Source organism: Paenibacillus sabinae T27, assembly GCF_000612505.1.
GTDB lineage: Bacteria > Bacillota > Bacilli > Paenibacillales > Paenibacillaceae > Paenibacillus_AQ > Paenibacillus_AQ sabinae.
In genome coordinates this window covers 2422104-2434199 of the sequence record NZ_CP004078.1, presented here as the reverse complement: position 1 = coordinate 2434199, position 12096 = coordinate 2422104, and the positions used below count along the sequence as shown (strand labels likewise).

The following is a 12096-nucleotide window of genomic DNA, read 5'->3' as shown; positions in this document are numbered from 1 at the left end:
CTCGACTTCCGTAAATAATTGTTCCACTTTTTTTCAGGTGGACTATCCTATCATACCACAACCGCCATCCGCAGAAGAAGAGGGAAAACCGCGAAATACAGGAACGATCAACTGGATCGTGTCCCAATCGCCTGCGGATAGTTCCAATTCCTGAGGAGTCTCGCCAGTGAAGTCTAGCAAGCGGCCGGATACTCTCCATGCCCCCGGCATGATCCGCTCAGGGATGAATTCGCAGGGTCTTCCTTCCAGGGACAGTCTTACCTTCGTCCCCCATTTCAGCGCCTGCTCCATCAGCAGGCGTGCGGTGGAAGCGTGATACCGGCGCTCCTCCTTGATCCAGGCGGACGGCACTTCCGCCGCATCCGGCCACAGCTCCTCTGCCGACTCCGGCGCAGGAGGCATCTCGGCCTGCACGGAGACGCCGTGGCCCTCGGCGAACCACAACCCTGCGGCGGAATCGGCCGGCAGCGCATACCCGCTATCCCCGGTTTCAGGCGGATCAAGCCGGAACAATCCGCCTTCAGGCGAGCCTTCGCCGGCAGAGCCGGGCAAGCCTTCCTGCGGATACATTCCGGCTGAAGCCAGCTCCCTGCGGACCAGTTCCGCCCGGCCTTGGCTCACGGCGAAGTGGCGGGGGCCCAACCGCTCCAGGCCGTCCTTCAGCCTGGGATGTCCGGCGATCATCTCGGCATCCGTTTCACTCCTGCAGGAAAGCACCAGGGTCACGGTCAGAGCCGTCCGGCCGATATCCCGACCCCATTGTTCAAGAACGGCCCTCACCTCACCGGGCAGACCGGACTCCGCGTAATGCTCCAGCCATCGAATGACCTCATCGGGTGATATCCCTCTGGAAGAAGCCCTTTCCAGCCGATCCCGGGTCAATCTTAAGCTCCACATGCTGTCAATCTGAACCAGCTCCGCGAAGCAGGCCAGGCTCCAGCGAGAGCTGTAGGGTGTCTCCTCCGGGACAAGCACCTCAAGGTCCGGCTGAACGATAATACGCGCCTCTGCGGGTTCAATGGTTTCGGAAGACACCGATCGCTGGGGCTTCGCGTTCGTCCAGCGGAAGAATAGACTTCCGCCGGGATCGCTTCCGACATCAGCCCAGCCGAAGCCCGCGAGGCAGCGCAGCCAGGCGGCAGAAGCCTCTATAAGCCCGGGTCTTTCCCCGGGCAATGCCAGTCCTGTCGCTTCCATCCAGCCGACCGTATCGGCCAGCGAATACCAATGGCCAGGCCAGTATTCCGGCCTGCAGATCAGGCAGCGGAAATGCCTGTCAGCCGCCATCCGGCGGCCGTATCGCCGGGAAGCCGCGCGATACAGCAGAACGGACATTTCGCTTTCACTAAGGGCAAGCCACTTCTCAACGCCATTTCCCTCAGGCAAGAACGTTTGGTCCCGCCGTACCAGAAGACCCAGATGAAGCAGCAAATCGATGATCAGTACCGCAGGCTGAGGGTAATCTTCCGGATACGGCGAACGCAGATCAAGCCCTTGCAAATGTTCTTCATCCAGCTGCAATTTACAGGCGAGACGGCTGATATATTTTTTGTGAACGGCTCCTTTGGAAGTCAGCGGGAGACCTTCCTCTACGGCAAACAGCAGGGCAAGAAACAGCTCCCCCGCCAGACCCGGACCTGCTGCTACGGAAAGCCGCAGACCTTCCGGCTTCAAGCAATTGGGAGATACCGGGAAGAAGCGGCTATGCAGAGTATCCAGTCTTTCGGCGGGTATATAGAACAGCTGATTCCCCCCGATTTGCCTCATGGCGCCGATCCATCCGCCTCGCCGCAGCTCTGAGAAGGCCAATCTGAACTCCACCCGGGTCATATCAAGCGGACGGAACTTTTCCTCGACGCCCTCCTGAAACGGACGGTCTGAGCAGGCCGCGCAAATCTGTCTTAGCACACGGGATGCATCTTCGGACAGACGATGAAACCCGCTGCTGTCTTCGCTCGTCCAATGGTCCTTACAGGTTGTCATAACGATCCCGAAGCCTCCTGTTCATGGGGGTTTCCGCAATCCGGCAGCAGATTAAATTTCTGAGCGGCCGAGTCCAGTTTCTGCATCACTGCATATTCATATCCCTGCTCCGTCAGAAACAGCCGGCGCTTCAGCGCAAATTCCTGCTCTCTGCTGTCCTCTGTCACCAACGTATAAAAGAACGCCCGGTTGGCTCCCCGCTTCGGGCGAAGCACCCTCCCGAGCCGCTGGGCTTCCTCCTGCCGGGAGCCGAAGGCGCCGGACACCTCAATAGCGACTGAAGCATCCGGCAGATTGACGGCAAAGTTGGCGACTTTGGATACGATCAGCACCGGCAGTACGCCCGCGTTAAATCGGTTGTATAGCTCAATCCGCTCTTGCTGCGGCGTCTTTCCGGTAATCACCGGAGCGCCGATAATCGCCGCAAGCCCAGCCAATTGGTCAAGGTATTGGCCGATGACCAGTATGGACGCCCCCTTGTGGGCCTCAATAATTTTGACGGCCGTTTCAGCTTTGGCTGGATTGGCCGAAGCAAGGCGGAATTTCTCTTTGGGCGCCGCGTATAAATAACGTTTCTTCAGCTCCGGTTCCATCGGCACCTGAACCTCCACACACTGAACTGCGGCGATCCAGCCCTGCCGTTCAAGCGTCTTCCAAGGACAGTCGTAGACTTTGGGACCGATCAGGGAAAAAACATCCCCCTCTCTCCCGTCTTCTCTGACCAGCGTGGCGGTCAGCCCAAGACGACGGGTGGCCTGAATCTCGGCGGTGGCCCGGAAGACGGGTGCCGGAAGCAGATGCACTTCATCATAAACAATCAATCCCCAGTTCCGTTCGTTGAACAGCCCCATATGGGAGAAGCCTCCCTCTTTAGACGTACGGTGCGTCAGCATCTGATAGGTTGCGACCGTAACCGGACGCACCTGCCGCCGTTCTCCCGTGTACTCTCCCACGGACTCAGGAGACAGATTGGTCCGTTTCAACAGCTCCTCGGTCCACTGGCGTACGGAAGTTGCATTTGAGGTAAGGACCAGCGTCTCGCACTTTAATTCCTCCAAGGCGGCCAGCCCGACGATCGTCTTTCCCGCGCCGCAGGGCAGAACGGCAATTCCGCTGCTTCCGGAAATACCGAACCTTCGCGCCGCTTCCCGTTGGTACTCTCTTAGCTTAAAGGCCGAGTCTCCTTCCTTCCAGCGGATATCAAGCGCTTCCCCTTCATGATAGCCTGCCTGGTCCAGCACCGGATATCCGGCACGGGCCAGCTCCTGCTTCAGCAGCCCCCGGCAGGCGGCGCTTCCGGCCATTTCCAAACGCCCTGTTCTCTGGAATCCACAAGCTTCGGCAGTCTGCCTTACCTCATGCTCATTCAGCAGCTCGTCGCTGTCGCCGCGCAGCAGCAGTTCCCCGGAACCGTCCGACGCATGCAGTGTGAGCCTCCCATATCTGGACATCAGCAGCCTGATCTCATCCTCTAGACCGGAGGGCAATCCGCGTCCAGACCACTGCTCAAGGCTGTCGATAATCTCACCGGGATCCGCGCCAAGCGCAGCCGCGTTCCACAGCGTAAGCGGTGTGATCCGGTACGTATGATAGTGCGGCGGACTTTTGACCAGCTCCGCAAACACCGGCAGCCGGTCACGAACGGCGTCAAATTCCGGGTGGCGGCAATCAAGAAGCACTGTCCGGTCCCGGCGGACAACGCACGGCCCCTTGTCAATCACATTTATTCCCCCTTACGCACTCAAGCGCTGCACTATGTTCTATGTACAAGCCGGCCGGTGATTGATGCAAAGCAAGCGGAAAAAGCCCATCCCGGGCATCCGGGAATGAGCTTATAGATCAGTGATGTGCTAGTGCAGGCGATGCTGCTCGGAAATATCGCTGAGCGCTTCACCGGCATTGTCCGCAAATATATTGCGAACCGCCAAGTCGCCGATGGATACGACTCCGATCAGCTTCTTGCCGTCCGTAACCGGCAGGCGGCGAATTTGCTGCGAGGCCATCAGTTCGGCGGCTTCGTCTACCGTAGTGGATTGCGAAGCGCAGCGGATGCCGGTCGTCATTACTTTTTCCACCGAAGTGGAGCCCGAGTGCTTCTCAGCGTATCCCCGGATGACCAGGTCACGGTCGGTAACAACGCCGATAAGCGTATGTCCGTCCGCGAAATCCACAACCGGGATAAATCCGGTGTCGTTATCTTTCATTTTGACAGCCGCTTCATAAATATTATCCTGCAGAGTCACGGTAACCGGCTGGGTGGTCATAACTTCCTGGACTGTTTTCTTCAACGAAGAACCCTCCTTTTCGCTTGACGGACGGTCAGCCTTCGCCCGACAAAAGCCGAACGGCTCCTGTAAAACGCGCAGGCCGCATCCGTATTACGTAAATAGGTTCTCCGTTAACCGCAAAAATATTCGGCACTCATTCGTTCAGACAGGAATCGGCCATCGCGACCATCAGCTTGAGGCCATGAATCATCGCGTCTTCATCGAAATCGAATTTTGCGTGATGATGCGGATAAATCGCAGCCTTCTCCGGGTTGCCCGCTCCAACGAACATGAAGCAGCCCGGGACCTCACGTACATAATAGGAGAAGTCCTCGGCAGGCATCAGCTTTTCCATGACCGTCACCTGAACCGAACTTCCCAATGCTTCCGGAGCCACCCGGAAAAAGCGCGCCGCCTCTCCTTCATGATTCACCAGCGGCGGATATCCCATCAAATAATCCAGCTTCGCCTCCGCGCCGTAGGCCGCGCAGACTGAAGTTACCATCTCTTCGACCCTGCGCCTGAGCAGCTGCCGCGTCTCATCGTCGAAGGCCCGTACCGTCCCGGTCAGCCGGGACTGCTCCGCGACAACATTCTGGGCATACCCGCCTTGAAATGTGCCCACGTTCAGAACGGCCGGGCGCAGCGGGTCCACCGACCGGCTGACAATGCTGTGAAGCTGCGTCACGAGAGCGGCTCCGGCCAAGATGCTGTCGACCGTCCGGTGAGGCGTCCCGGCATGGCCGCCCTTGCCGATAATGTCGATAAAGAACTCATCCGCCGAAGCCATCAGCGGACCCGGCGCGCTCGCCACCGTTCCAACCGGCAGCGGCGTCCACAAGTGGAGCCCGTATACGGCATCTGCGCCTTCCAGCATGCCTTCGTCGATCATGCCGAGGGCTCCGCCCGGGCAGACCTCTTCCGCAGGCTGGAACAGGAAGCGCAGCTCGCCGCGCAGCTCTTCCTTGCGGCTGCTGTAATAGCTAGCCGCCGCCAGCAGAATGGAAGTATGCCCGTCATGACCGCAGGCATGCATAACGCCGTTAATCTCAGAAGCGTATTCGCATTCCTTCTCATCCTGGATCGGCAGCGCGTCCATATCCGCCCGAAGAACAACGATCTTGCCGGGGCTTCCGCCTTTCAATATTCCCGTAACGCCGTACCCTGACGCGCTTTTCTTCACTTCGATACCGAAGCTCTCCAGTTTCTCAGCCACAAAAGCCGATGTCTTCCGTTCCTGATACGACAGCTCCGGATTGCGGTGCAGGTGGCGGCGCCAGGCCACCATATCCGGCTGCAGGATTTCAATCGGTTTTTGCTCCATATTATCCATTCCCTTCGCATTGGCCGCTCCCATAGAAGGCCCCGCCTGTTTCCGGCTTGTCTCCTCATGAAGCGGCAGTCTGCTTTTATTGTAGCAGAAATGGCATTGTCCGGGTATTCCGTCCTGCTTTCAGCCCTTGCATAGCCCTGTCAAACATAATATCATGAGGAAGAATAAGGCACTTGCCAGGCGGGATCACTTGTTTGGATTTACATCATAAGGAGGTTGGCACGCCATGATTTTTGAGAACACGGGTCTTGTAGGGCTGCAAAGCGATCTTCTTTATCTGGATGAGAGCGCCGAAAAGGCGGGGTTCATCCGCTGGCAGTGGGAATACTACCGGGCTACATATGACTGCAAAATCGAAGACTCCGCGGGCGGCGGGGATTACTTTCTTCGAATCAATACGCGAGCCGTTGAGGGCAAGCTGGAGAAGCCGGATACCGTGCTGGCGATTGAAGCCGTTTACTTGGGCAAAGCGACCTTTCCCCACGGTCTGGAATACGAATCTCCGGTTCCTGAAACCGTGCTGAACACTGCCGGTGAACGGATTCTGGAACTCAAACGCCTTCTTGAGACATGAGAGCAGACTGATGATGAAGAAGAACGAAAGCCCGCCCGCAAAAGGAACACCCGATTTTCAACTCTTGATCCTGACACTGCTGCTTGTCGGATTCGGCCTGATCATGGTGTTCAGCTCAAGCTCCAGCCTTTTTTTCAAAAATGATCCGCTGTACTTTTTGAAGAGGCAGCTCGTATGGGTCCTTCTCGGAACCGTCGCCATGTTCGTCACCATGAATATTCACTACAGCAAGTTCAAAAAGTGGTATGCGCCGCTATTTATGATTACACTTATCCTGCTGCTGTTCGTGGCTTCGACCGAAAGGGTCAACGGAGCGCGGAGCTGGCTTAACATCGCCGGAATGGGCATCCAGCCGACAGAGCTTGCCAAAATATCGATTATCCTGTATCTGGCCGCTTTAATCACGAAAAAAGGCGAACGCCTGCGCGACCTGAGAAGCGGATATATTCCGGTCATGGTTATAGTCGGCATCGTCGCAGGTCTGATTATGATGCAGCCGGACCTCGGGTCCTGCCTGATTCTCGTCGCTACCAGTGGTCTTGTCATTTTCGCCGGAGGCGCGAGTCTGAAGCATATTTTAGGATCGGTCATGCTGCTTGTTCTCGGCGCGGGTTTGGTGTTGGGCGCGAAAATGGCGGTCGACTCCCTCTCCCCGGGCGTTGAACAGTCGGCAGCCAGCCATGATTACCGCCAAGGCCGGATCGATGCCTTTCTTGATCCGTTTCAGGACGCCGAAGGCGCCGGATACAACATCATTCAATCTCTAACGGCGCTTGGGGAAGGCGGCCTCGGGGGCGCCGGGATCGGAAAGGGCGTTCAGAAGCTGCATTACCTGCCTTACCCATACACGGATTTTATTTTCGCCGTGATCGGAGAAGAGCTTGGCTTTACCGGCACACTGCTGTTCCTTCTGGTCTATCTCTATTTTCTATGGAGAGGCATTCTCGTGGCCCTAAGGTGCAAAGACCCGTTCGGAACCCTTGTGGGCATCGGCGTTATGGGCCTTATCGCTATACAGGCCTTCGTCAATATCGGCGGTGTCACGAAGACGATTCCGCTGACCGGGGTCACGCTTCCTTTCATCAGCTACGGCGGCTCTTCGCTGCTCGTTACGATGCTGTCGATGGGCATTATCCTTAACATCTCGCGGGAAACGGCCCGTCCGATGAAGGAGGAGCATACGAAATCGGTCCGAATCACCCGATCGGTATCCCGCTAATGATTTCGCCAAGGCTTATACATTCTTATATTTGAACAAAAGGGTGTCTCTTTCCTACCTTGACGGTACGGAAGAGACACCCTTTTTCTATGCCGCTTGATCGGTAAATCCTTTCGTTCGAAGGATCTGTATTACGAAATTTCATCGTTCTTGAAAGCAACGCCTTCCACCTTGACATTCACTTCGACGACTCTTAGACCTGTCATGCTCTCTACCGCTTCACGTACGTTCTGCTGCAGCATGCGGCATACCTCGTGAATCGGTGTTTCGTACAGTACGATAATCCGCAGGTCAATCGCCGCCTCCAGCTGTCCCACTTCGACGGTAACGCCTTTTTGCACGTTTTTGCCGCTGAGACGCTTGGCCCAGCCTTCCGACAATCCGCCTGACATGGCTGCGATTCCCGGAGTTTCCAATGCAGCCATTCCGGCAATTTTTGAGACTACGTCATTAGAGATTCGAATATTTCCCTTTTCCAGTTGAAGTTGTTCCGCCATGCCCTTTCCCCCTTACACTCATTATCAATTATTGTAATTCCTAAACAGGCCAAAATGCAAATGTCATTATGCGCGTTCGTTTACATACAGGAACAATTTGGGTATATTGAGATACATACATAAAATTGATTGGGGTGTGTTTGAAATTGAAAAAATGGATTTCGCCGTCGCTTCTCGCCATCACCTTCTTACTAAGCGCCATCGGACATTACGCTAACTGGGATCACACCATTCAATTCGTCCTGTCCGCCATCGCTGTCGTATTCGTAGCAGGGTTCCTCGGCAGAGCAACGGAGAGCGTAGCCCATTATGCCGGACAACGGCTGGGAGGGTTCCTCAACGCAACATTCGGCAACGCCGCCGAGCTGATTATCGCTTTTTTCCTCGTTAAAGAAGGGTTATACGACATGGTAAAAGCGAGCTTGACCGGCTCCATCATCGGCAACCTGCTGCTTGTGCTGGGTCTCAGCATTTTCGCGGGGGGCCTGAAATACAAAGTGCAGAACTTCAATGTGACGCTGGCCGGGATGAACGGCTCCTTGATGATCGTGGGGATTATTGCCCTGTTCGTTCCGGCTATGTTCCTGAGCACGCATTCGATTACCGAAGGGGAAACCGACATGCTCAGCCTGGTCGTCGCAGGCGTTCTGATCGCTTCCTACATTGCCTGGCTTATATTCTCTATGATTACGCATAAGAAATATTTGGACGACGTCACCGATGATAAAGAGGAAGAGCTTCCGAATGAGCATGCTCCTGCCTGGTCCAAAGGCAAATCGATTCTATACCTGATTCTGGCCACCGTCATGGTCGCGTTCGTCAGTGAATGGCTGGTCGGCACGCTGGAGAGTCTGACTGAACGCTTCGGACTCAGCGAGCTGTTCGTCGGCGCCTTCCTGGTTGCGATCATCGGTAACGCCGCGGAGCACAGCGCCGCCATCCTGCTCGCCACGAAGAACAAAATCGGCGCAGCCGTCGAAATCGCGGTCGGAAGCAGCTTGCAGATCGCCTTGTTCGTGGCGCCAGTGCTTATTTTCGCCAGCTATTTCACCGGCAATACGATGGATATCGTATTCACCACCATTGAGCTGGTCGCGATCGCCGTCGCTGTCTTTATCGCCAAGTCGATTACGCAGGACGGCGCGACCAACTGGTACGAAGGGCTCCTGCTGTTAGCCGTCTACATTATTCTCGGCGTTTCTTTTTACCTCGTATAAGGGTAAAGACGACAAAAATCGCGCATGTGGTCACATGCGCGATTTTTTTTATGACGGGTTAGTCCGGTGTATTATTTTTGAAAGAAGAACCTGCCTATTGCTTCGCCTTCTCATTCAGCATTTCATACAATACCGCCAATTCCCGTTCGAGTTTGCTTACAATTTCTTTGCCCGTAAGCTCCGATAGCAGTCCCGCTCTGACCGCGAAGTCGACTTCTCTGGAGAAACCGTACATTTGAGTATCCAGTACTTCCTCATAGAGAGGGCAGTAGCGCGTTGCCAGATTCTCCATCTGCACTTCGATGAGCTTCTGAATCTTATCGGCGTCTTCTTGCAAAAGAGCGACAGCCTTGATATTCAGTTGTTCCTGCAATTCCGACGAAGTCATGCATCTTCCCCCCCATGTCCAAATTTACAGCTCCGGCACTATTGATTTAATATTAGTCGAAATCGGTTCCCAATACAAGAATGCACTTGGTTCACCTGTATTAAAAAGCCCTGCCGGTCCCGGCAGGGCTTCTGAATAACGGATATTATTCCTCGACGACGGTAAACTTCAGACCATGCTTGGCAAATACTTCGCTCATTGCCTTCTTCGCATTTTCGGCATCCGCTCCGTGCACATGCAGTTCATAATTCTGGCTCGCTACCAGAGTCGTGAACAAACCGAGAATGCTTTTGACGTCGATGTACTTGTTGTCAGCCTGAAGAACAATCGATGAGGCGAATTTACTCGCTGTTTGTGCAATTTCCACGATTGCTGCGTTGTTACTGTTTGTGGACATGTGGGATCCCTCCGCAACTGATTTTAGAAATTTATATGCTGTATAATCATTTCCATGATACATTGAATCCGCTTACCGACGCAAGGATTTATCTAATATTTATCCTTCTATTTCAAATGCTCCGGGTTGAGAGCTTCAAGCTCCGGTATGACGAACAGGCCGTCTTTGCGAATGAGTCTGTCGTCAAAATAAATTTCCCCGCCGCCGTACTCCGGCCGCTGGATCAGCACAAGATCCCAATGGATAGAGGAACGGTTGCCGTTGTCGGTCACCTCGTACGCCTGGCCTGGTGTAAAATGCAGGCTGCCGGCGATTTTTTCATCGAACAGAATATCCTTCATCGGATGCAAAATATACGGATTGAACCCGATGGCGAATTCGCCGATATAGCGCGCCCCTTCATCCGAATCCAGAATATCGTTAAGACGGGCGGTATCGTTGCTGGTTGCTTCGATAATTTTGCCTTGTTCAAAAGTAAGCTTGATGTTCTCAAACGTAATGCCGTTATATACCGTTGGCGTGTTGTAGCTGATCGTACCGTTGACCGAATCGCGTACTGGCGCGCTGTACACTTCGCCGTCCGGAATGTTTCGATGACCCGAGCATTTCTGAGCGCCGATGCCTTTGATGGAGAAGGAAATATCCGTTCCCGGCCCCGTGATCCGCACCTTGTCCGTATTGCTCATGAGTTCCGCGAGCGGGTCCTGCGCTTTATCCATATTGGCGTAATCCAGGTTGCAGACGTTGAAGTAGAAATCCTCAAAAGCTTCCGTGCTCGTATTGGCAAGCTGTGCCATGCTGGAGTTCGGATACCGCAGAACCACCCATTTCGTATGTTTTACCCGCTGTTCGCTATGTACTGGATGGGAATACAGTGAATTGTAGAGACGCATTTTCTCTTCGGGCACGTCGGACAAGTCGTTGACATTCTCGCCGGCACGGATGCCGATATACCCTTGCATTTGCTTCATGCGGTTCAAATCGATCTCCGCCCATGTACGCAGGCTCTCTTCAGTCGCGGTCATCAGCATGCTGCGCAGCACGGAACGGTCAATTAGCTGCACAAATGCACGGCCTCCGGCCTTGCCGATTTCCTCAACAATCGCTTTTACCAGATCGCGCTCGCTGCCGATCATTTCGACCAGCACATTCTCTCCCGGTTGTACATTTACGGAGTAGCCGACCAGATTTTCGGCCAATTTCTGAATTCGGGGATCTTTCATCTCTGTTCTTCCTTCCTTCGCCTAGCTTTTTATTTCTTGTTCTTTCCAAAATTCAGCATGCTTCCTTATTGTAGCACGACCAATTGGAAGCGCAAGTGGAGCGCCTTGAACGCCCTTCTTTTAGCGGTATCCATAGAAGTCTACCCGCGATACATACGTCTCCCGGCGAGTCTGTCCCTTTGTTGTCATGTATGTGATTGTCCGTTGTCTGGACATGCTCTTGGGCAAATTGCGCCGCGCATCCACCTTGACATGGTAAACGGTCTCCACCGCAGCATTGTTCAGTCTGCGCTCCAGTTCTCCGTTCTCTTTCGACCAAAGCGTTTCCAGCTTGGAGAGTTCAGCTCCCGTCCCGGCTCTCAAATCCGGCAAACGGGAATATGCCGCGCGAATTGCTTCCATCTCTGCCTTCAGCTCGGCAGCCAGCTGGTCCTGGGCCTGCTGCGGGGCAAGCTCTATTCTCAGCAGGCGCATACCCCGTCCCGCTCCATCTTCATTCGTCACCATTTTGCTCATGCTCTTGAGCTCTTCAAGCTGACGGATGGGGTTCAGGCCCGGGAGAGGGTTGACGGACCGTTCATCGCTCTCTGGAAGCACCTGCCATGCTCCGTTTCTTTTCTCCAGCCTGCTGTAAAGATTCGCTCTGGCCGACTGCTCCGTAAGTACGCCTCGTGTATTCGCAGAGTCCGGCAAAAGGGTGTACAACCGCAGGGTGCTGTGATGGTTCATCTCCCCGCCGTAATAGACCGATCCTTCAGGCAGCTGCCTGCCATCAACCAGAAGCGCCGCCTGTCCCTCGAAAGTCACGCCGTCAGTTCCCGTCAACCCGGCCAGCGCCAGATTCAGCATCTCCCCGGCCGGTTTCCCGTCCATCACGCCGCAGCCGCCGGTTAATCCGCAGAGAATCGCCAGCAGCACCGCCGCCCTTTTGGCTTGCGAAATCATCATAGGCTCCATTCCCTCTTTTCATCACTTAGTAACTATATCGTTTCCCTGTC

General features: G+C 54.8%; 12 protein-coding genes. 3 read left to right on the top strand and 9 right to left on the bottom strand.

The genetic code is table 11. The annotated features are described in order from the left end of the window. Window positions 1-42: 42 nt before the first annotated feature. The 4 genes from PSAB_RS11145 to PSAB_RS11130 all read right to left on the bottom strand — a co-directional run bounded on the left by PSAB_RS11145 (window position 43) and on the right by PSAB_RS11130 (window position 5607). Complete coding sequence (locus PSAB_RS11145) at window positions 43-1983, bottom strand: helicase-associated domain-containing protein (protein ID WP_025334662.1); 1941 nt, start codon at window positions 1981-1983, stop codon at window positions 43-45. Further along, window positions 1980-3704, bottom strand: a complete 1725-nt coding sequence (locus PSAB_RS11140) for a DNA repair helicase XPB (RefSeq protein WP_025334661.1) — start codon at window positions 3702-3704, stop codon at window positions 1980-1982. The genes PSAB_RS11145 and PSAB_RS11140 overlap by 4 nt, the downstream gene beginning before the upstream one ends. A gap of 129 nt (window positions 3705-3833) precedes the next feature. Continuing rightward, window positions 3834-4247, bottom strand: a complete 414-nt coding sequence (locus PSAB_RS11135) for a CBS domain-containing protein (RefSeq protein WP_084266650.1) — start codon at window positions 4245-4247, stop codon at window positions 3834-3836. A 157-nt stretch (window positions 4248-4404) separates the two neighbouring features. Beyond that, complete coding sequence (locus PSAB_RS11130) at window positions 4405-5607, bottom strand: M20 family metallopeptidase (protein WP_420835627.1); 1203 nt, start codon at window positions 5605-5607, stop codon at window positions 4405-4407. A 202-nt stretch (window positions 5608-5809) separates the two neighbouring features. Between PSAB_RS11130 and PSAB_RS11125 the strand changes: the two genes are divergently transcribed. Both PSAB_RS11125 and ftsW read left to right on the top strand, forming a co-directional pair. Then, window positions 5810-6157 (top strand): YugN family protein, encoded by a 348-nt coding sequence (locus tag PSAB_RS11125; RefSeq protein ID WP_025334658.1) that lies wholly within the window; start codon window positions 5810-5812, stop codon window positions 6155-6157. A gap of 13 nt (window positions 6158-6170) precedes the next feature. Beyond that, on the top strand, window positions 6171-7376 hold the full coding sequence (gene ftsW, locus PSAB_RS11120) for a putative lipid II flippase FtsW (protein ID WP_025334657.1): 1206 nt from the start codon (window positions 6171-6173) through the stop codon (window positions 7374-7376). A 131-nt stretch (window positions 7377-7507) separates the two neighbouring features. Here the strand turns inward: ftsW and PSAB_RS11115 are convergent, their stop codons facing one another. After that, window positions 7508-7873, bottom strand: a complete 366-nt coding sequence (locus PSAB_RS11115) for an Asp23/Gls24 family envelope stress response protein (RefSeq protein WP_025334656.1) — start codon at window positions 7871-7873, stop codon at window positions 7508-7510. Between the two features lie 146 nt (window positions 7874-8019). Between PSAB_RS11115 and cax the strand changes: the two genes are divergently transcribed. Further along, window positions 8020-9090: a calcium/proton exchanger gene (cax, locus tag PSAB_RS11110; protein ID WP_025334655.1), complete on the top strand. Its 1071-nt coding sequence runs from the start codon at window positions 8020-8022 to the stop codon at window positions 9088-9090. Window positions 9091-9184: 94 nt separating this feature from the next. Here cax and PSAB_RS11105 read toward each other — a convergent pair whose 3' ends face one another. The 4 genes from PSAB_RS11105 to PSAB_RS11090 form a co-directional block, all read right to left on the bottom strand. Beyond that, complete coding sequence (locus PSAB_RS11105; protein WP_025334654.1) at window positions 9185-9478, bottom strand: Fpa/YlaN family protein; 294 nt, start codon at window positions 9476-9478, stop codon at window positions 9185-9187. 145 nt (window positions 9479-9623) lie between these two features. Then, on the bottom strand, window positions 9624-9875 hold the full coding sequence (locus tag PSAB_RS11100) for an HPr family phosphocarrier protein (RefSeq protein WP_025334653.1): 252 nt from the start codon (window positions 9873-9875) through the stop codon (window positions 9624-9626). Between the two features lie 107 nt (window positions 9876-9982). Further along, window positions 9983-11098 carry an aminopeptidase gene (locus PSAB_RS11095; protein WP_025334652.1) on the bottom strand — a complete coding sequence of 372 codons (1116 nt, stop codon included), beginning with the start codon at window positions 11096-11098 and terminating at the stop codon, window positions 9983-9985. Between the two features lie 120 nt (window positions 11099-11218). Continuing rightward, window positions 11219-12046, bottom strand: coding sequence for a flagellar basal body-associated FliL family protein (locus PSAB_RS11090; RefSeq protein ID WP_025334651.1), 828 nt, complete (start codon window positions 12044-12046; stop codon window positions 11219-11221). Between the last annotated feature and the right edge of the window lie 50 nt (window positions 12047-12096).

What these genes read in the sequence shown, in the direction of transcription:
- PSAB_RS11135 (WP_084266650.1), bottom strand. Translation starts at nt 4,247, where the DNA reads ATGACCACCCAGCCGGTTACCGTGACTCTGCAGGATAATATTTATGAA.
- PSAB_RS11130 (WP_420835627.1), bottom strand. Translation starts at nt 5,607, where the DNA reads ATGGGAGCGGCCAATGCGAAGGGAATGGATAATATGGAGCAAAAACCG.
- PSAB_RS11115 (WP_025334656.1), bottom strand. Translation starts at nt 7,873, where the DNA reads ATGGCGGAACAACTTCAACTGGAAAAGGGAAATATTCGAATCTCTAAT.
- PSAB_RS11145 (WP_025334662.1), bottom strand. Translation starts at nt 1,983, where the DNA reads ATGACAACCTGTAAGGACCATTGGACGAGCGAAGACAGCAGCGGGTTT.
- PSAB_RS11095 (WP_025334652.1), bottom strand. Translation starts at nt 11,098, where the DNA reads ATGAAAGATCCCCGAATTCAGAAATTGGCCGAAAATCTGGTCGGCTAC.
- ftsW (WP_025334657.1), top strand. Translation starts at nt 6,171, where the DNA reads ATGAAGAAGAACGAAAGCCCGCCCGCAAAAGGAACACCCGATTTTCAA.
- PSAB_RS11100 (WP_025334653.1), bottom strand. Translation starts at nt 9,875, where the DNA reads ATGTCCACAAACAGTAACAACGCAGCAATCGTGGAAATTGCACAAACA.
- PSAB_RS11105 (WP_025334654.1), bottom strand. Translation starts at nt 9,478, where the DNA reads ATGACTTCGTCGGAATTGCAGGAACAACTGAATATCAAGGCTGTCGCT.
- PSAB_RS11090 (WP_025334651.1), bottom strand. Translation starts at nt 12,046, where the DNA reads ATGATGATTTCGCAAGCCAAAAGGGCGGCGGTGCTGCTGGCGATTCTC.
- PSAB_RS11125 (WP_025334658.1), top strand. Translation starts at nt 5,810, where the DNA reads ATGATTTTTGAGAACACGGGTCTTGTAGGGCTGCAAAGCGATCTTCTT.